General features: G+C 38.5%; 10 protein-coding genes and 1 pseudogene. 7 read left to right on the top strand and 4 right to left on the bottom strand.

Going from position 1 to position 19,085, the window contains the following annotated elements:
• The first annotated feature begins 66 nt into the window (after positions 1-66).
• The 7 genes from recC to GQR56_RS16190 all read left to right on the top strand — a co-directional run bounded on the left by recC (position 67) and on the right by GQR56_RS16190 (position 13,986).
• Positions 67-3,366 carry an exodeoxyribonuclease V subunit gamma gene (gene recC / locus GQR56_RS16220; RefSeq protein WP_166113330.1) on the top strand — a complete coding sequence of 1,100 codons (3,300 nt, stop codon included), beginning with the start codon at positions 67-69 and terminating at the stop codon, positions 3,364-3,366.
• Positions 3,353-6,931 carry an exodeoxyribonuclease V subunit beta gene (gene recB, locus GQR56_RS16215; RefSeq protein ID WP_166113327.1) on the top strand — a complete coding sequence of 1,193 codons (3,579 nt, stop codon included), beginning with the start codon at positions 3,353-3,355 and terminating at the stop codon, positions 6,929-6,931. Before recC ends, recB begins: the two co-directional genes overlap by 14 nt.
• Positions 6,928-8,982: an exodeoxyribonuclease V subunit alpha gene (gene recD / locus GQR56_RS16210; protein WP_166113324.1), complete on the top strand. Its 2,055-nt coding sequence runs from the start codon at positions 6,928-6,930 to the stop codon at positions 8,980-8,982. Before recB ends, recD begins: the two co-directional genes overlap by 4 nt.
• 187 nt (positions 8,983-9,169) lie before the next feature.
• Positions 9,170-10,495 (top strand): PAS domain-containing methyl-accepting chemotaxis protein, encoded by a 1,326-nt coding sequence (locus GQR56_RS16205; RefSeq protein WP_166113321.1) that lies wholly within the window; start codon positions 9,170-9,172, stop codon positions 10,493-10,495.
• Positions 10,496-10,759: 264 nt separating this feature from the next.
• Positions 10,760-11,158, top strand: a complete 399-nt coding sequence (locus GQR56_RS16200) for a hypothetical protein (RefSeq protein WP_166113318.1) — start codon at positions 10,760-10,762, stop codon at positions 11,156-11,158.
• A 634-nt stretch (positions 11,159-11,792) separates the two neighbouring features.
• Positions 11,793-12,863, top strand: a complete 1,071-nt coding sequence (locus GQR56_RS16195) for a hypothetical protein (RefSeq protein WP_166113315.1) — start codon at positions 11,793-11,795, stop codon at positions 12,861-12,863.
• Between the two features lie 55 nt (positions 12,864-12,918).
• Entirely contained in the window at positions 12,919-13,986 is a 1,068-nt protein-coding gene (locus GQR56_RS16190; protein WP_166113312.1) for a hypothetical protein, read from the top strand.
• A 68-nt stretch (positions 13,987-14,054) separates the two neighbouring features.
• Here GQR56_RS16190 and ttcA read toward each other — a convergent pair whose 3' ends face one another.
• The 4 genes and pseudogenes from ttcA to GQR56_RS16165 all read right to left on the bottom strand — a co-directional run bounded on the left by ttcA (position 14,055) and on the right by GQR56_RS16165 (position 18,165).
• Entirely contained in the window at positions 14,055-14,969 is a 915-nt protein-coding gene (ttcA, locus tag GQR56_RS16185) for a tRNA 2-thiocytidine(32) synthetase TtcA (RefSeq protein WP_166113309.1), read from the bottom strand.
• A 170-nt stretch (positions 14,970-15,139) separates the two neighbouring features.
• The gene (gene uspE, locus GQR56_RS16180; protein WP_166113306.1) at positions 15,140-16,066 is read right to left on the bottom strand and encodes a universal stress protein UspE; all 927 of its coding nucleotides are present in this window, start codon (positions 16,064-16,066) and stop codon (positions 15,140-15,142) included.
• A 94-nt stretch (positions 16,067-16,160) separates the two neighbouring features.
• Positions 16,161-16,394 (bottom strand): annotated as a pseudogene (locus GQR56_RS16175) (helix-turn-helix domain-containing protein); the annotation flags it as partial.
• Between the two features lie 616 nt (positions 16,395-17,010).
• The gene (locus GQR56_RS16165; RefSeq protein ID WP_166113300.1) at positions 17,011-18,165 is read right to left on the bottom strand and encodes a right-handed parallel beta-helix repeat-containing protein; all 1,155 of its coding nucleotides are present in this window, start codon (positions 18,163-18,165) and stop codon (positions 17,011-17,013) included.
• Positions 18,166-19,085 lie beyond the last annotated feature (920 nt).

Below are 19,085 nucleotides of genomic sequence, written 5' to 3'. Positions count from 1 at the left end.
TGAATAACTACCCCTAATATTGAAAATATCTTACACTGGTTTTATCTCAAGCAAAGTCAGTGTTATATGCTAAATATTATTCAATCAAACCGTATGGAAGCTCTGCAAGCGCAGTTCCACCAGCTGTTAAAAGTAAACCCATTGCAAAGCCCGTTCGATAAAGAAGTAGTGCTAGTGCAATCGCCGGGTATGTCGCAGTGGTTAAAAATAGGTTTGAGCGAAAACTTAGGGGTTGCGGCGCAGGTCGATTTTCCGCTGCCGTCGAGCTTTATTTGGCAGTTGTATCAGCAATTACTGCCAAATGTCCCTAAAGAGTCGGCATTTAATAAGCCCAACCTTGCTTGGAAATTGTTTGCAATTTTACCAACCTGCATTGATGAACCGCTTTATTTACCGCTAAAAACCTATTTAGAGGGCGATATTGACGGGCAAAAAACCTTTGCGCTATGCGAAAAAATAGCCGATGTGTACGACCAATATTTAATGTACCGACCGCACTGGATAGCCACATGGGATAGTGGCAAAGATGAGCTTGATGATGTAGATGTAGCCATTGCCCCATGGCAACCTGACTTATGGCGACGCATTGTAAAACTAAGCCAAGAACTTGGGCAGAGCCAATTTCATCGCGCTAATATGCAAGGGCAGCTACTTGCTGCACTTGAGACTATGGACAATAGCTTACTGCCACAACGCATTAGCTTATTTGGTATATCGGCGATTGCCAGCTCCCAGCTTGAGGTGTTTGAAGCACTGAGTAAAAAAACAGAGGTTATATTATTCTTTTTTAACCCGAGTGAGCATTACTGGGGCGATATTATAGATGAAAAAACAGCAGCTAAAATAAGCGCTAAATACGCCAAAATGCCGCTGGTGGAAGCGCAACAAAAAAAACAAACCAATCCAGACGAAGAATACTACTTTATTGGTAATCCATTGTTATCGTCGTGGGGTAAATTAGGTCGCGACTACTTTGAACAACTTGTACAGCTAGATGCCCGTTGGATTGATGGCTTTATTGATGTGTTTGACGACACGTTACTAGGGCAAGTACAAAGCGAGATTTATCAGCTTGCGTTTAAAGGTGAATCGCTGACCGATAACAAAGAGTGGTTTATAAACGACGAAGGTAAATTACCAATCAGCGCAACCGACACCAGCATTACGCTCAGCGATTGCCATACACCGCTCAGAGAAGTTGAGCGCTTGCACGACTACTTACTTAACTTATTTAATCAAAACCCAGCGCTTACCCCCAAAGACATAATTGTCATGATGCCCGATGTAGGCACTTACAGCCCTTACATTGAAGCCGTATTTGGTGGAGCACAAGGCAGCCGCTTTATTCCTTACGCATTGGCCGATTTAGCCATAGAGCAAGAAAAGCCTGTCCTTAGCTCATTTGCGAGTTTAGCTAACTTACCGTTTTCGCGCTTTGGTGTGTCGGATATTCTCGATTTATTACAAGTTACGCAAATAGCCGAAAAATTTGGGCTTGAAGCGCACGAATACGAGCAAATTCAATACTGGCTTGAACGTGTTGGGGTTAAATGGGGTATAAACGCAGCGCATAAAAGCAGCTTTGATTTACCCGCTATCGATTTAAATACCTGGCAACATGGGCTTAACCGTTTACTGCTTGGTATTGCTATGCGCGACGAACAATGCCCGTTTAACGGTATTTACAGCGCTGACGAAGTAGAAGGCATGGCGCTCGATACACTCAATAAGCTCGTGCACTTTATTGATGTACTGCAAAGCTTTAAAGAGCAGCTAACGCCCGACGATACGCTCACTAATAAAGCGCATATTTTAAGCGAGCTACTAAACGCTATATACGAAAGTGAAAGCGATGACAGCTGGGATTTATTAGTACTTCAAAACGTGCTCGAAGAATTACAAAAACACCACGACAACGGCGATTACAGTAAAGCGGTTTCGCAGCGTATTGTTAGTTACTTAATTAAACAAGGCATTCAAGAAAAAGGCGTAGGGCAGCGGTTTTTGGTCGGGCAAGTAAACTTTTGTACGCTTATGCCCATGCGCGCCGTGCCATTTAAAGTGGTATGTATGCTGGGCTTAAACGATGCCGATTACCCACGTAACGTACAACCCATTGGTTTTGACTTGGTGCCCTATTCTAAAAAGCAAAAAGGTGACCGATCACGTAAATTAGATGACCGCTACTTATTTTTAGAAGCGCTATTAAGTGCCCGCGACAACTTATACATGAGTTACATTGGTCGCTCGTGTTTTGATAACCAACCGCGCATGCCATCAACCCTTGTAAGTGAGTTGTTAGAATACATAGGGCGTAGTTTTGTATTAAGCAATAAAAGCGAAAAAACACTGCCAGCATGTCTAATTAATCAGCAGCATTTACAGCCCTTTAATAGCCATTATTATTTAGCCGATGAGCAAGCTAATACTGTGCTGAGTAACCACAGTTACAACCCAATTTGGCTGCCAAGTGAGTCAATTAAACCACAACCGGTTATTGCGCTTGATGTGATTGTGCCAGAGCAGTTAGATCTAGATGTGTTTATTAGAAGTGTGTGCAGCGCACAAGAGAGCTTTTATCAACAAACACTAGGTTTACGCCTGCCACAATTTAACGAAGTAGCAAAAGACGAAGAGCCATTTAGCCTAGATGCGCTGCGCCGTTATTTTTATCTTGATGAAATACTTAAAGCCAATATAAACGAGCAACCACTAAGTACCGAACAAATACTGCAGCGGGGAGAGTTACCTCAAGCTAATGTAGGCAGCCTCATATTTGAAAGTATGGAGCACCGAGTTGATGCGCTTGCAGGGCAAGTAAAAGAGCACATTAAAGGCGGAAAAAGTGAGCCAATAGAAGTTTTGCTTACCATCGAAAGCACTAAAATAGAGGGCTGGCTCAATCATGTGTATTTGCAAAAACAAGTGTTTTATCGCAGCGCGAGTATTAAAGCGAAAGATTTAATTAAAGGCTTTATTTATCACCTCGCAGCGCAAAGTATGGATCAACAAGTAGAAACATTGTTACTTGGGCTTGATAAGCAAATTACCTTTGCGCCAATTAATAAAGCTGATGCCGATGCACTATTAGCTGATTGGTTTGAGTTATACAAAGCGCTGCGCGCAGAGCCAGTGCCATTTTTTCCGGTAAGTGGTTATGAATACGTTAAAAGCGGCGGCGATATAACAAAAGCAATGAGCAAATTTAGCCCGCAATACATAGGGCGAGGCGAGGGCGAAAATCCGTATATTCGCTTAACGGTGCAATCGCTAAACGACTGCCAAGAAGAATTTATAAAATGGAGTGATAAATTGCTCACGCCTTTATTTGAACACGCAAAGGAGAGTGACCATGCAAGCGCTTAATCCTCTTACTATGCCGCTCATTGGTCAAAGTTTAATAGAAGCCAGTGCGGGTACTGGTAAAACTTATACAATTACGGGGCTGTATTTACGTTACTTACTAGGTATGCAAATAGAAGGTGAGTTAAATACGCCGCTCAGTGTTGAGCAAATTTTGGTAGTAACCTTTACCGACGCCGCCACCCAAGAAATTAAAGACCGCGTACGCAGCCGAATTATTGCTGCGCGCGACGCATTGCTTGGGCAAGACCCAAATGACGAACTCATTGAAGGCGTAATTGCCAAAATTGACGATAAACACCGCGCCTTTGATTTACTCGATGCAGCTGCTAAATCAATGGACGAAGCCGCTATTTTTACCATCCATGGCTTTTGTCAGCGGATGCTAAAACAACATGCGTTTGAGTCGGGTGTGGCGTTTAATCTCGAATTTATTTTAGATGAGCGCGACATACTGCTCGAAACCATTAAAGATTTTTGGCGTGCATTTGTATACCCACTTAACAAAGAACGCACCGATACTATTTTAGATGTATTTGCCGCACCAGAGGCTTTATTCGCTCAAGTGGCGAGCATTTTAAACAAAGCTAATGCGCACATTACACCACAAATAAACTTAGATGATGTATGGAAAGCACGCGATGAATACATAACCCGTGTACCTGCATTTAAAAAAGCAGTATTAGAGCAAGAGTTTATAGGTGCTATTAAAGGCTCGGGTTTAAGCGGGTCTAAAACGCCAGCACGAAAAGGCAGCCTTAGTGCGCTTGAGGCATTTTGTTTAGGCGGCGATTTGTTTTTTGAATTTGGCACTAACAAGTATTCGTTTGAAGTGTGGAGTACAGAAAACCTAAGCGATGCAGGCAATTATAAAAAGAATCAGCCATTATTTGTGCACCCATTACTGAGTCAATTTGACGAACTTGCCGCCCTTAACAACACCATAAACCAAGGGCTCAAAATAGCGGTTGTACAACATGCAGCACGCTGGGTAAAAGCCGCAATAGTTAAGCGTAAACAAGAGCAAAGCGTGATCACCCCAGATGACTTATTGACCAATTTACACAGTGCGCTTAATAACGAGCAAGGCGACGTACTGGCGCAAAAAATTGCGCAGTTGTTTCCGGTTGCCATGATTGATGAATTCCAAGATACCGATCCGATTCAGTACGGTATTTTTAGTAAAATTTATGGGCAACAAAATACCACGCTTGCCATGATAGGCGACCCTAAACAGGCTATTTATGGCTTTAGGGGCGCGGATATTTTTACGTATATTGGCGCAAAAGAAGCTGTACGGACTGATCAGCAATTTACGCTGGGTACTAACTTTCGCTCAAGCACCGACATAGTAAATAGCGTTAATAGTTTATTTGGCAAACACGCTAACAGCTTTATTTATAACGACGCCATACCGTTTAACGCAGTGGCTGCTAAAGGCAAAAAAGCGGATGACTCTTTTTTAATTGATGGCAAACCCGCTACCGCATTCGAATTTAATGTATTTGTAGATGAAGCCGCCGATGAAAAGAACAAACCAACTAACAAAGGTGTAGGGCAAGCGCATTTAGCCACTCACTTTGCGAATAAAATAGTGACCCTGCTTGAAAAAGCAAAACAGGGGGACGCGTGCATTGGCAATACCCCTGTAAGCGCTGCCGATATTTGTATATTAGTGCGCGATCGTGTTGAAGCGCAAATAATGAAAAAAGCGCTTAGCGAAGCCAAAATAGCCAGCGTGTATTTATCGCGAGAAAGCGTTTTTAGCCAAGAGCTTAGCCATCACTTACTTAACTTTTTAACGGCGCTGCATGGTCAATATGACGAGTCACTGCTGCGTGGTGTTTTAGCTGGTCCACTATTTTGTTTAAGTTATAACGAAATACACGCACTCGCCGATGATGAAAATAAATGGCAAGACTACTTAAACTTTTTTGCACAGCTTAGCCACATTTGGAACAAGCAAGGCGCTATGGCCATGCTTGAGCGCTTAATGAGCCATAACCAGCTTAGCGCTAAATGGCAAGGGTTAGGGTATAACGTTGAGCGTTGGCTGACAGATTTTAGGCATTTGGGCGAAATACTTCAGCAAAAACAAATAGAGCTTGAAGGCACGCTGCGTTTACTGCGCTGGTTTGCACAAAAGGTAAGCCAACAAGACGGTGAAACAGTACAGGTACGCCTAGAAAGTGACGCCAACTTAGTTAAAATTGTCACTATGCATGCTTCAAAGGGGCTTGAATACCCTCTGGTATTTATGCCGTTTGCCAGTGGCTATCGCGAAACAAAAGAAGCGCTTTATCACAATAACGGCAAGCTAGTTTACGATTTAAGTAAAGACGAAGATGCACTGCAAAAAGCAGAGCAAGAGCGCTTAGCTGAAGATTTACGCCTGCTGTATGTAGCACTTACTCGCGCTGTGCATTTTTGTGCGCTGGGTGTTTATAACATTGGGCAAGGGCAAAGTAGCCGCTTAGCTATGCAAAGTAGTGCACTAGGACACGTGTTATTTGCAGGGCTTGAACTTGCCAGTAGCCAAACATGGCGCACGCATTTAAGTGAGTTTTGCGACGCTAATAGCGCGATGAGCTATCAGCAATTTACCTCACAAACGTTATTAGAGCAGGGCAAGCTTTGTTTTAGTAATAGCAAAATTGCGCAGCAAACATTAAGTGTTAATAAAGTAACGGCAAATATTGAGCGTAACTGGCGAGCAACCAGCTTTAGTGCGTTAAGCTTTAAAAAGCATAGCGACCAATTAGCCCCAGGGCGAAGTGATGAAGATCACGAAAAAGACGAGTTTGCAGTGCAAGAGGACGAACTACCATCACCTTATAGTTTTCCTAAAGGGCCAAAGCCGGGTAGCTGTTTGCACGAAATATTTGAACAAATAGATTTTATTAGCCCAATAGTTCACCCAACTAATACCGAGCAAAACTTATCTGAGGTAGTTAAGCGCAGCCTTGAAAAATACCACATAGGTGAGCAATGGCGAGAAGTGGCTGAAAAATGGGTGCTTGATGTTCTTGCGTGCCCCCTAGATAAAAGCTCTCTAGAAAACAGCCTTCTTTCATTGGGTGTGCTTACACCCAATGATTGCCTAGTCGAAATGGAGTTTAATTTACCACTTGAGAGCTTAAGTGCACCAAAGCTAAACGAAATGCTGGTTAAACATTTTGGCTTTACGCAAAGTAAGCTTGAATTTTCACAGGTAAAAGGTTTGTTAAAGGGCTTTGTTGATTTAATATTTTGCTACCAAGGCAAGTATTATATTTTAGATTATAAGTCTAATTATTTAGGCAGTACGCCAGCTGATTACGAAGGCGATATGCTTGAGCAAGCGATGAGCAGCCATCAGTATCATTTACAGTATTTAATTTACACGGTAGCGCTGCATCGTTTATTAAAACAACGTATAGCTGATTACTCGATAGAAACCCATTTAGGCGGCGTGTATTACACGTTTTTACGTGGAATGCCGGCGGGGCAAGGCGTGTACGTTAAAAAGCTAACTGAAGAACAAGTGATTATTTTAGATGGCTTATTTAGCCAAGGAGCCATGCTATGAGCGATTTAAATGAGCAACCTGGCTTGTTTGACGATATAGACGAGACACTTAATAATGAAGCCGCAGAGCCTCTTACTTCAAAAAATGTAGCACAAGATGCCCCATTAGAGGACATTGTGTTAAATAATACGATTATCGAAGTCCCGCTACTTGAGTATTTATTAGCGCAAAACCGACTACGTGTAGTTGATGTTAAACTCGCAGAATTACTGTGTGCTAATGACATTGATCAAACTCACAATGAACTGTTTTATATTATTTTATTGCTGTGCTTATCGCAGCAAAGCCAACATAGCTGCCTAACCTTAAATGAAGTTGATTGGAATAATCCTTTTAACTTGCGCAACAGTGACTTTAATAAACTCGATGGAAATGTACCCAGTGCGCTAAGCCCGTTTAGTGATAATTTTAATGTACACACAGCGCTTAGTCATTTACAAAACCATGAAAGCGTAGGCGAGAGTAAACCACTACAATTATTTAACGAGCGACTTTATTTTGCGCGCCTTGCCGGTTATGAGCAAACACTCGCGGATAGATTATTAAGCATGAGCGAGCGAAAGCTCAATATTAATAATGAAGTATTGGCTGAACTTTTAAATACCTATTTTCCTGCTGATTCAACAATTGAGACTGATTGGCAGAAAGTGGCGTGTGCGATTGCCGCCACCAAAGGCTTTAGTGTGATCACGGGTGGCCCAGGTACAGGTAAAACTACCACAGTGACTAAGTTGCTGGCTATTTTGCAGTCACTTTATGAAACAGCACCTCTTAGTATTAAGCTGGTGGCACCCACTGGTAAAGCAGCTGCACGTTTAAGTGAATCTATTTTAGGTGCCAAAAATAAGCTCACAACGATCCCTGATGATATAAAAACGCTGATCCCGCAAAGCGCTCAAACTATTCATCGCTTATTGGGTGTAAAACCGTTTACTAATAAATTTAGGCATAACAAAAGCAATCCGCTGCATTTAGATGTACTAATTATTGATGAAGCCAGTATGGTCGATTTATCGCTGATGGCTAAATTAATAGAAGCACTGCCCGCGCACGCGCGATTAATACTCCTAGGTGATAAAGATCAACTTGCCTCGGTAGATACCGGCAGTGTAATGAGCGATTTATGCCAAGGTTTAACACTTGGGCAAACGCCAAGCTACTCGCAAGCACGTTGTGATGAGCTAAATAGTTTATGTTTTAATAATAAACCTAAACTCGTATCGCAAAGCGTGAGTGAATTTAAACTTGCAGATTGCATTGCCTTTTTACAGCACAGTTATCGATTTGACGCACAAAGCGGTATTGGTCAACTCGCACTTGCGGTAAACACCAATAACACCGGTATTTTAAATTACGTAGAGCAAGAAAGTACTGAAGGGCGTTTTAACGATGTAATTTTAGATTACGACTTTGTAGCAAAACCGATTGAAAAGCTCGTTAAAAGTGCAGCAAGTCATTATGCAAAATACCTTAACTTAATTGCCCAAGGTGCAAGTGTTGCACAGGTACATGCCGCTTTTGCTAGTTATCAGCTTTTAGCTGCAGTGCGAGAGGGCGATTACGGCGTGCATAGCTTAAATCAGCGAATAGAGCGCGTGTTGCAACAGCAAGGTTTAATTACCGTAAGTCCTAATACTCACCACTACACGGGTATGCCTATTATGGTGAGCCAAAACGATTATCAACTTAAGTTATTTAACGGTGATATTGGTATTTTAATGCCCGATGAAAATAATCAGCTCAAAGCCATATTTATTGACGAGCAAGGTAATCAACGAGCATTTTCGCCAGCACGACTCCCTGCGCACGATAAAGTATATGTAATGACGATTCATAAATCACAAGGCTCAGAGTTTAGCTACACAGCCATGGTACTGCCACCGCTAAAACAAGCGCGCATGGGTATTAACAGGCAATTAGTGTATACGGGAATAACCCGTGCTAAAAACACCTTTGAGCTGGTGGCTGACAAAAAAGTATTGCAATTAGCAATGAATAAAAGCGTATCGAGAGCATCTGGTTTATATGAAAGGTTGAAGTTTGAGAATTAAGGTTCTGCTGGGACATAGAAGTTATTTTATTGATGTATCCACATATTTGTAGATACCAGTGTTTATGTATTGGCTATTTTAAAACTTTCTGAATCTAGTAATTAAAGCCCTTATTATTTATCGCGTTATAAATAATATCTTCTATAATAAAATTAATTTCATATCGAATGTATTAGTAGGGATATTAATGTTTTTTTCTAAAAATAAACAAAACGAAATAGCTTCTCTAAAAGCTGAACTTTACCCATTACAACAAGTGTGGGAAGGGCTTTACCGAGAGATGTTAGTACTAAACATTCTTTATGATGGCCGAATTTCGCACGCCAATGATAAGTTTTTAGAAAACCTAGGCTACAGTGAAGACGATCTAACTAATAATTCTTTTGACGATTTTATTACAGATTCGTCTCGTCAATCTTTAGAATTTAAAAACCTACAGCAAGCTATTAAAAAAGAAGGACATTGGGGTGGTGCACTACAAGTTACACGAAGTGACGGTAAGGCAGAATGGTTACGTTTAATAGTACATCCTGTAAAAGGGGAGCAAGATCAGCTGCTCTATTTTTCTGTATTTGGTCGCGTGCTTACAAAAACAATTACAGCTTCTCGCGAGCAAAGCGATACTATTAAAGCTATATATCGTTCTATGGCGGTAATTGAGTTTGATTTAGAAGGACATGTTTTAAAAGCAAATGATCAATTTTTGGCTGCAATGGGTTACAAAGAAAATGAAATACTAGGTAAACATCACCGTACGTTTTGTGAATCGTCAGAATCTAACTCAAAAGAGTATCTACAATTTTGGGCTAAATTGAGAGAAGGTAAGTTTATTGCAGAGCGCTTTAAACGTGTTGATAAGCATGGCAATATTGTATGGTTAGAAGCGTCTTATAATCCAATCTCAAATGACGCGAATGAGCTTTATAAAGTAATGAAGTTTGCAACCGTTATAACCGATCAAGTAAATCAAGAGATTGCTATATCACAAGCAGCCGAAATTGCTTATAGCACCTCAACACAGACAGATAAAAAAGCAGAGCAAGGCGCTCGCGTTATACAAGATACAGTCGCTGTAATGACCGAGCTGGCTGTAAATATGGAGCAAGCTGCAAATGAAATATCAGCGCTTGATCAGCAGTCGCAGCAAATATCGAGTATTGTACAAAGCATTAGTAGCATTGCCGAACAAACAAACTTATTAGCATTAAATGCCGCAATTGAAGCCGCTAGAGCCGGCGAGCAGGGTCGAGGTTTTGCTGTGGTTGCAGATGAAGTGCGATTGCTTGCATCGCGTACCTCAAAAGCGACCGAAGAGATTGTAGAAGTTGTACAGCGTAACCAATCACAAACCCAAAATACGGTGGCTGTAATAGAAAAAGGTAAAGAAAAAGCAGAGCAAGGCTTGGCGTTATCTAAAGAATCTGGTGAAGTGATGCAAGAGATCCAACAAGGCGCACAAGAAGTTGTAAATGCGATTGGACAATTTACCAGTGAACTAAAAGCTAACGGTTAATTTATTCAAGTTGTATGAATGCAGACTTGTAGAATACAAAGGCATAGTGAATGGCTGCAGGAATTGGTTTTCGACCTTAAAGATGTTACCTAGTAAGTAACAAATTTATATGAAATTTCGTGTTTTAATTTTAATAATAACCGTAGATTTAGTGAAAGGTTAGTTAAATAAAGAATACACTTCACTATGAGTAATTTATTGAAAGTTAACATTCTTTAGGGTATATTTTTTATTCAGTTAACTTATATGGAAATTCTTTCAGTGATGCTAAAAAAAATATTAATCAGTACTCTGCCTTTACTCGCCTTAGCTGGTTGCGGTTCAACACCACCGATTCAAGCACAAGATAAAACAGTTTCATACCAAGGTAAAGTATATGTGTTTGGAGGTCAGTATGATGAAAAGCGAAAAGAAGTGCAGCTTACAGTAAATGGAGATCCATTATTGAAAGGGCGCTTTCCTCCATATACACCAAAATTAAACTTAGCGAGTGATTACCAAGGCGTTAATATTTCAAGCTACTGTTACTTTGGTTCTGTGCTGGGTAGTAAAGCTGGTATTTTTGGTGCCGTAGCAGGTGCAATTCAATCATCAAACTCAAAATCTGGCGACAAATGTGATGTTAAAATTGGTGGTGAAACAATAGAAAGCTTATACTTTTAATTAAGTTAGCTATTATTTGTCGTAATTTAAGATCAAGCAAACTTGCTCGATCTTTTTATTTTTAAAACTAAATATTTTCATTTCGGTTACTCTCCTCACGAAGTTAAATAATAATTAACTATATAAATTTCTTTTAAAAAGGTGCTCAAGGTATTGAGTAATACCTTTTTTAGTAAGTAAAATTTATTAACTGGGTATTTAATTCATATCAGTTTATCCAAAAAATACACCTCTATAAATATGTATTAAATTATTAATCCATTCATCAAGCTATTTATCAAATCAATTACGCTGTTTTGGCTGGTAGTTAACATCATTTTTCATATATGTGTAATATCAACTAGTATAAGTATTTGAACAATTTTACGAATTAAATCACCCGATAACGACGTTAAATAAACTCATATTTAAGCAGATAGGTATAATTTCGAATATCGCAACTATGTTGCTTTAACTTACTGTTTATAATTTAGTAAAATATTTAGTAAAGTTAAATGATAATAAATTGTTGCATTTTTGTTTTTTGTTCCTAATACTGGTGAGTGCTCGAACTGACACTGACAGGTTTATGCGGGCTAAACATGAATACCTTAAATAAAAATGATATTTTATATACGCGACATTAAGGAATTGTATGAACAACAAAAAACGCACACACACATTAATAAAGCCAAGCCATTTACTTGGTGCGGGGCTTGCTATGCTAATGAGCTTTTCTGCAGCGAGTAAAGATTACAAAATTATATTAATTCATGGTTTACAGACCTCGCAAATAACAAATAAATCAGATAGTAATGTCGTTAACGATGGCGAAGCATATTGGCAATCGTATTGGAATAATCGAGCAGATGAACGCATTGATTGGCCTGCTTACGAACGTGTAGAAGGCAAAATTGCAACCGATTGGGTTTGGCCAAAATTAAAACAAATATCAAGCTCTAATTTGTGTAGTGATGGCTGTGTTTTTGTAACACATTCAACGGGCGACCTAATTGCTCGCCATATTATTGATAACCAAGAAAACTGGTTAGAAAACGAAGGATTAGAGCCACTTAATATTGTAGCAACCTTTGATTTAGCCGGTGCTGGTGGGGGAAGTGAGCTTGCCGATGTAGCTGTGAGTGCTTTAACTGGCGCATCATGGAACTTTGCAGTCGATGCTGCACTCAAATGGTGGCTAGGAAGTGATGTAACCGAAGCTGTTGGTGTATTACACGATTTAAAAGTAAACAATGCACGTAAAATTTCACCATTCCCAGATGCACGTACGCCACGTTTACGCTTTGTTGCCGATGGAAATGCATATTTGGGTTTAACGGGTGGTTTTTTAAAAGGGAATGATGATTCGGTTGTTGCATCACATTCATCTTGTGGGGCGAGTTCTGCAAAAGCATTTGGTAGTTGTAGTACCAGTATTGGCACAGATGGTCGATTACAGTCACAGGGTGATGCCGTCAATAGCTTTATGTCGAATCACTACCCTATGATGATGAGTGAAAGTTACAGCCACAATGAGATTCATAATGCTGAGCGCAAAGGTAATGTAACAATTGCTATGAATAACATAGATGTAGAAAATAATACTGTAGGGTTTAAAACGTTTGATGAAACCACAGGTACTTGGTTTTGGAAAAAACAGTATCGTTACATAAAAGATTCAAATAACTTAAGTGCATCGGCACTTATTTATAATGTGATCCCATAACATACAAGGCGTGTAGTGAAAAACTATACGCCTTATAAAAGAATGAAATATCAAAATGAAAAAATTTTATACGGTAGCTTTAATTATTAGCGCTGTTTTATTTACGCTGTGGTTTACAACTAAAAATGGTTCTGAGAAATTAACCGAGCTTTCAATTACGCCTGTAAAAAAAATACCAAGTGATTTTGATATAACCCCAGCTAAAGTTATACCAATTGACTTACCAAAAGCTAAAAAGCCAAAACAAGTGTCGAAACAGCAAATTGCATTTAATGAAGATTTAGCACAAGCAGCTGAACAGGTAGTAATGCAATACGAGAGTGCACTTAAGTTTCCTCCTTATTCTCAACCGCTAAGCCCTTTAGATGAAGATAGATTAAAACCAAATTTGTTTTATCCTGTGTCGAGTCCTATTGATGAAAACGGTGGTGCTTTAACTGTTAGTCTTAAGCAGTACCGTTTTACATACCCAGAAGAAATAATATTAAACGTCAGTGGGCAAGGTCTTGGTAAGGTAGTTGTTGAGCTTTCTAATACTGATACTAAAAAAGTGCTGCGAACGAATAAAGCGACTGCAAGTGATGACGAGGTAAGCATTACTTTTGAGGGAGAAGAAGATTATCCTCGCAATTTGCAACTATTTATAGAAGCTGATATAGCAGATAAAAAAGTACCTGTTGTAGCGCAAATTCAATATATGCCACCAAGTGCAACGTTAACTGGATTTGAAAATGCATATGCACAAAACGAAAACATGATTGTGCCAGCTAACTTAACGGTTATAAAAAGCGGTTTGTATCGTGTAAGAGCAAATTTATACAGTGGTAATGCACCGCTTGCTCATTTAGTTGCTAAAGAGCGGCTTACTAAGGGAAGCCAAACACTTTCTTTAAAAGCTCATTGGTCGGTACTACCACAAGGTATTACAGATATGCGCTTGAGTGATTTTGTTATTGAAAGAATGTCACCAAGTCCAGGTGAGCTAAATAGCTTTGGTAATAGTGAAGTTAGTGAGTTTGATATTGATGATTTTGCATACGATAGCTTGCAACAGTTACCATATCAGGCTAATGCACAAGAAAAGTTAAGTCTGGAGTTTTTACAAGGCTTAGCTGAGAGTTAAAAATAAAATTTAATACTGAATTGGTATATTTTAAGGGTTTGTATATAAATACAAACCCTTAATTATAGTTAGCTTAGATTTATAGTTACTACGCTTGGAGTATCTTGTTCATCAGGTTCACTATTAACAGGTACTTTAGGAATGTCTGGTTTATCAAGGGCTATATCGCCACCATCAATTACTTCACCGGTTTGTAAATTCTTAAAATCAAATAAGTCAGCGTCAGCCAAATGTGAAGGTACTACGTTTTGGATTGCTGTAAAAATACTTTCGATACGGCCAGGATGCTCTGCATCCCATTTAGCTAACATTACTTTTGTATGTTTACGTTGTAGGTTTTCTTGTGAGCCACACAGGTTACACGGAATAATAGGGTAACCTTGTGCAAATGCATATTGGCTTATATCGCTTTCTTTACAGTATGCAAGTGGACGAATAACCATGTGCTCACCGTTATCGCTCATCAATTTAGCGGGCATACTTTTTAGTTTTCCACCGTAAAACATATTTAAAAACAATGTTTCAATCATGTCATCGCGATGATGACCAAGGGCTATTTTAGTCGCACCTAATTCTTTTGCTGTGCGGTATAAAATACCACGGCGTAAGCGTGAGCAAAGTGAACAGGTTGTTTTACCTTCAGGAATAATATCAGTAACAATACTGTAGGTATCTTCTTCTACAATTTTGTATTCAACATTTAATTTATCAAGATACTGGGGTAAAACATGCTCAGGAAAGCCTGGCTGTTTTTGATCAAGATTTACAACAAATAGATCAAAATTGATAGGAGCAACACGCTTTAAGTGCTGAAGCATTTCGAGCATGGTGTAGCTATCTTTACCGCCCGAAAGGCATACCATTATGCGGTCACCTTCTTCAATCATGTTGAAGTCCATAACGGCTTGACCAGTTTGGCGACGTAAACGCTTTTGCAGCTTATTTAAGTTAAATTGAGCTTTAGCTTGATCTGAGTGTGACAATTACGCCCCCTAGTAAAACAATACAGCAAAGTTATTTGCTAAAAATAAAGGGGCGTATTATACCCAAACCACCTGAATATGCGAGTTTAGGATGTAATTAAAATTGATTTAAACATGCCTTATTAACACGTAAAAATAACTCGCTTATAACTTGCACATAAAGCTTAAAATTAATCCTTTGCCATAGGGCTCACGTAACCATCGGGTTTGAGTGCCAGTACATCACAGTCTAGGCTATCAATTACATGCTCTGCTGTATTACCTACAAGAGCAGCACTTAAGCCCGTGCGACCTACGGTACCAATAACAACTAATTCGCTATTTAACCGCTTCGCTACATCAGGGATTACATCCTCTGGCAGGCCTTCTTCAATAAAACATTGCTCTGGGTTTAAATTAAACTCTGCAGCAAGTGCATTGGTTGATTCATGGTGATGCTTTTTAACAGATTCGTTATAAAGCCCAGGATTAAATTCAGGAATTTCAATTGCTATATTAATAGGAGTTGCAGGATAGGCATTAACTAAATTAAGTTTTGCGTTGGCAAGTTCACATAAATATTGTGCGTCTTTAATAACGCGCTTATTAAGTGCTATATGTTCTTCATTTTCACTTACTGCATTTACTGCAGCTAAAATATTACCATGTGCTGGCCACGCCATTTCTTTCACAAATAATACTGGAGCGGGGCACTTACGAACTAAATGCCAGTCTGTTGGAGTAAAAATAACTGATTTAAGTGCACCATGTTGGTGTGTGCTTTTAATTACTAAATCGTATTTTTGCTCAATCACAGTATCAATTATGGCTTCGTAAGGGCGGTTATGCCAAACCACTTGGGTTTCAATATTAATGTCTTTAAAAGGAGAGATTAAATCTTTTAGCCATAGTTCACGATCTTTTAGAACGGCATCGCGCATTGCTTCGCGTTCATCGCCAGATAACATAGTCGTCATTTCGTAAGAGAAGTCGTAAACCGTCATAAAGGCGGTAATACTTGCGCCAGATTTTTTAGCTAAATCTATTGAACGTGCTAAACCGTGTTGATCATCTTTGGTGGGGTCGATAACCGCAATAATGCGTTTAATAGTGTTCATATGCTACTCCATTTACTTAACGGGTGTACTTTTAGTGTAACTTAAATACAAAACAGTTAAAGGGGTAGCATATAAATTGTTGTTCTAAATCAAACTATTTAATTTGACGAGGTTTAACTATTGCTGCGGTTTTAGCCAGAGCATCATTATCTAAAATAGTAATAAACTTACCTTCTACTTTTATTAAGTCAGCTTTTTGAAAACGACTTAATAAACGGCTAATCGTTTCTACAGTTAGACCTAAGTAATTACCAATTTCGCCACGAGTCATTGTAAATCTAAATTCTTTACGCGAAAAACCACGCTCAGATAAGTTATAAATAAAACTAGGACATGCTTAATGCTAGTCAGTTAAGAAATATTTAACGATCCATTGACCGATCTTCTGATTAGTTTACAAAGGCTTCTGAATTTATTCAGAAGCCTTTTATTTTGCAATTCACTACCGTACTTTCTCTAGGCAATGGCTACGCACCCAATTCAGAAGGTTTCCTGTTGAAATGTCCGTTTGGACAGTCATTTGTATGTCGTTTTATCGTAAAGACCCACTGTGGAGTATCGTCAGTAAATTAGGGTTCGCTTTACCAGATAAAAAGAACTCGTTGATAGCGTACTCTCAAATCGCAGCTTTAACTTATCGCTAGAATCTTATGCCTAATAGCGTCAGTACCATGCTTCTAATTAGCGATAATAAAGTCGGCTTTTTAAAATGCTCTACAAGCTCAATAGTTACGTTACTGTCTAGAGCATCACCTTTTGCAAGAATAAATTTAATGGTAGAGCATAATTATTAACCATTAAATGTATTTCAATCGTATTACCACTATAGTTAGAGCAGGAACTTGCTTTACATACACATTGCCTGATCTATGTTTGATCCCGTAAATTTTTTTAGTAAAATACATTGTACGAAATAACCACTTACGCAAAAAATTAAAGTCGTTTTAATTGCTTTCCATTTTTTCTATAGATATGTTATTTTTATCTTCAACCAAATTAGCTTTACGTAAAAATTTTACGTCTAGCGGTAAATTATATAAATTATTTTCTACAGTAGAGGAGTTGAATTCTTTTATCCCATCGCTTAAAAAGTTAATTAAATTTTTATATTTATCTTCTGAATAAATTGTCATATCTACATCAAGGAAGTGGTTGTTAGTTATATGAATTCCTTTAATAAATGTCTCATCAACAAGCTCATCATGACCATCTGATTTTATTCGGATACCACCTTTAGCATTTATAATACTGTTATCTGTAAAAGTAATATTACCCCAATTAATGGGAACATCTACATTTTCTGGTTTATTTGCAAATGCATTAAGTGCAAAATTATCTAAATTGACAAACGTATTTCCAGTTATTTTTACATCAGAATAATATGTCAGCTCAATAGCTGTTCCTTTCATATCTCTAAAAGTGTTATGTTCAACTAGTGCTTTTGAGACTGGTTTTCTTGATGCAAGTTTGAGAGAGCCTCTAAGGTTTTCAAAAATATTATTTCTAAAAGTAATATCGTGTGTTCCACCATAGTTTTTAGACCAAGGATGAGTAGTAGTTACTTGCGTAACATTGCGAAAATAATTATGTTTCACAAGAATTCTATAAGAATTAATAGGGCTTGTATCAGATGACCAACGTGAAGATGTTACCCTTAGAGCTGCATCACCAAAATCGAAAAACTGATTATGGTCAACTGTGATATCTGATGAACCGGCAACAAGTAAGCCTTGCTCTCCCCAAACATAACTATTTTGAGCATTTGTTAATCCTTTGAAAGTAAAGCCTTCTATATTTATAAAACTAGAATGATATACAGTCATAAGATACTCGCCATTGAAGTTGTTACATTTTTTTAGTATGACTCCACTTTTTGCAGAAATTGAAATTTTATTGAGATTATTTAAACTGACGGTAGAGCAGATATCATAAATACCTGGTTTTTCAATTATGACTTCACCGTCTTCAGGCGTATTTAGAATTAAATTTTTAAAAGCTTGAGAGTCATCGATCCCATCATTTGGGAGCATTAGATCCGTGATGGCAAATGTATCCGCACTAAAGGATATAAGCACAAAAAAGTATAGAGTCTTAGGCATGGTGGTTTTCCTTCGCTTGATTTAATTTTAAGTATAGTGCTTTTATCCATAAAGCAATTTATAAAAATATATTTAATTTATAATGCTAATTATAAAATCAATAGATACTTATTAAGGCTGCTTATTTTTCACATTGGTGATGAAATAATTTAGTATACCAGTGCTAATATCTTTCAAATTGCACCTTTAATTTATTGCACTTTGCCGATAGCAAGTAAGTGTTTCTGCTTTCTAATTTTCGTTACTGGGTATTATTGAGGTTGGATTTTTATCCCTTATAGCCTTACTAATATAACTATCAACCACTAAATGTATTGCACTGATTTTGCCACCACTAGGACGTGTTGACTCTTCAGGATTAAAGTTTGTTAAATTTAGGGGCGATTGTGGCACGAGACTTATAACCTAGCAGGCTAAGTAAAAATCGAGCAATAAAGAGTTGGTCGTCCCTAAAAAAAATCCGCAGTCAGTGCATGTTTGCTTTTTATGCGCCGTTGTCACCTATTAATGGGGAATAACCATATTACATAGCCCCTGCCTTGCCTGAAAAGTAAACACATTACTGTAAATTCAACCTCGAAAGATAAACACGTCCTAGTTAAATAGCTTGCGCTTCCCTAGACGTCAGCGCCAGTAATATGTTTATAAGCTTGTACTACCATTGATGAAACCCTGCCGACTATCGCTATTCTTTGTTAATGATTAGAACGGTCTATAAATATATCTTTTGCTTGAAAAATAGACGAAATTGTATTCTATAAACCAAAATAGACTGATGAATCACGGCAAAGCTAAGCTATAAGAAACAATATAGGATCTTTTTCTTTTTTTAAGTGCTTGTTATAAAAGTATTTACCTTGTCAACAGTTCATCAGCAAGTATTAATCGGGCTATAGCAATCTCGTAAGCTTTGTTTCTTC

This window comes from Pseudoalteromonas sp. Z9A5, from assembly GCF_011378875.1.
Classification (GTDB): Bacteria; Pseudomonadota; Gammaproteobacteria; order Enterobacterales; family Alteromonadaceae; genus Pseudoalteromonas.
Note: the sequence above shows the minus strand (reverse complement) of the source record. Positions and strands in the feature narration are given on the sequence as shown.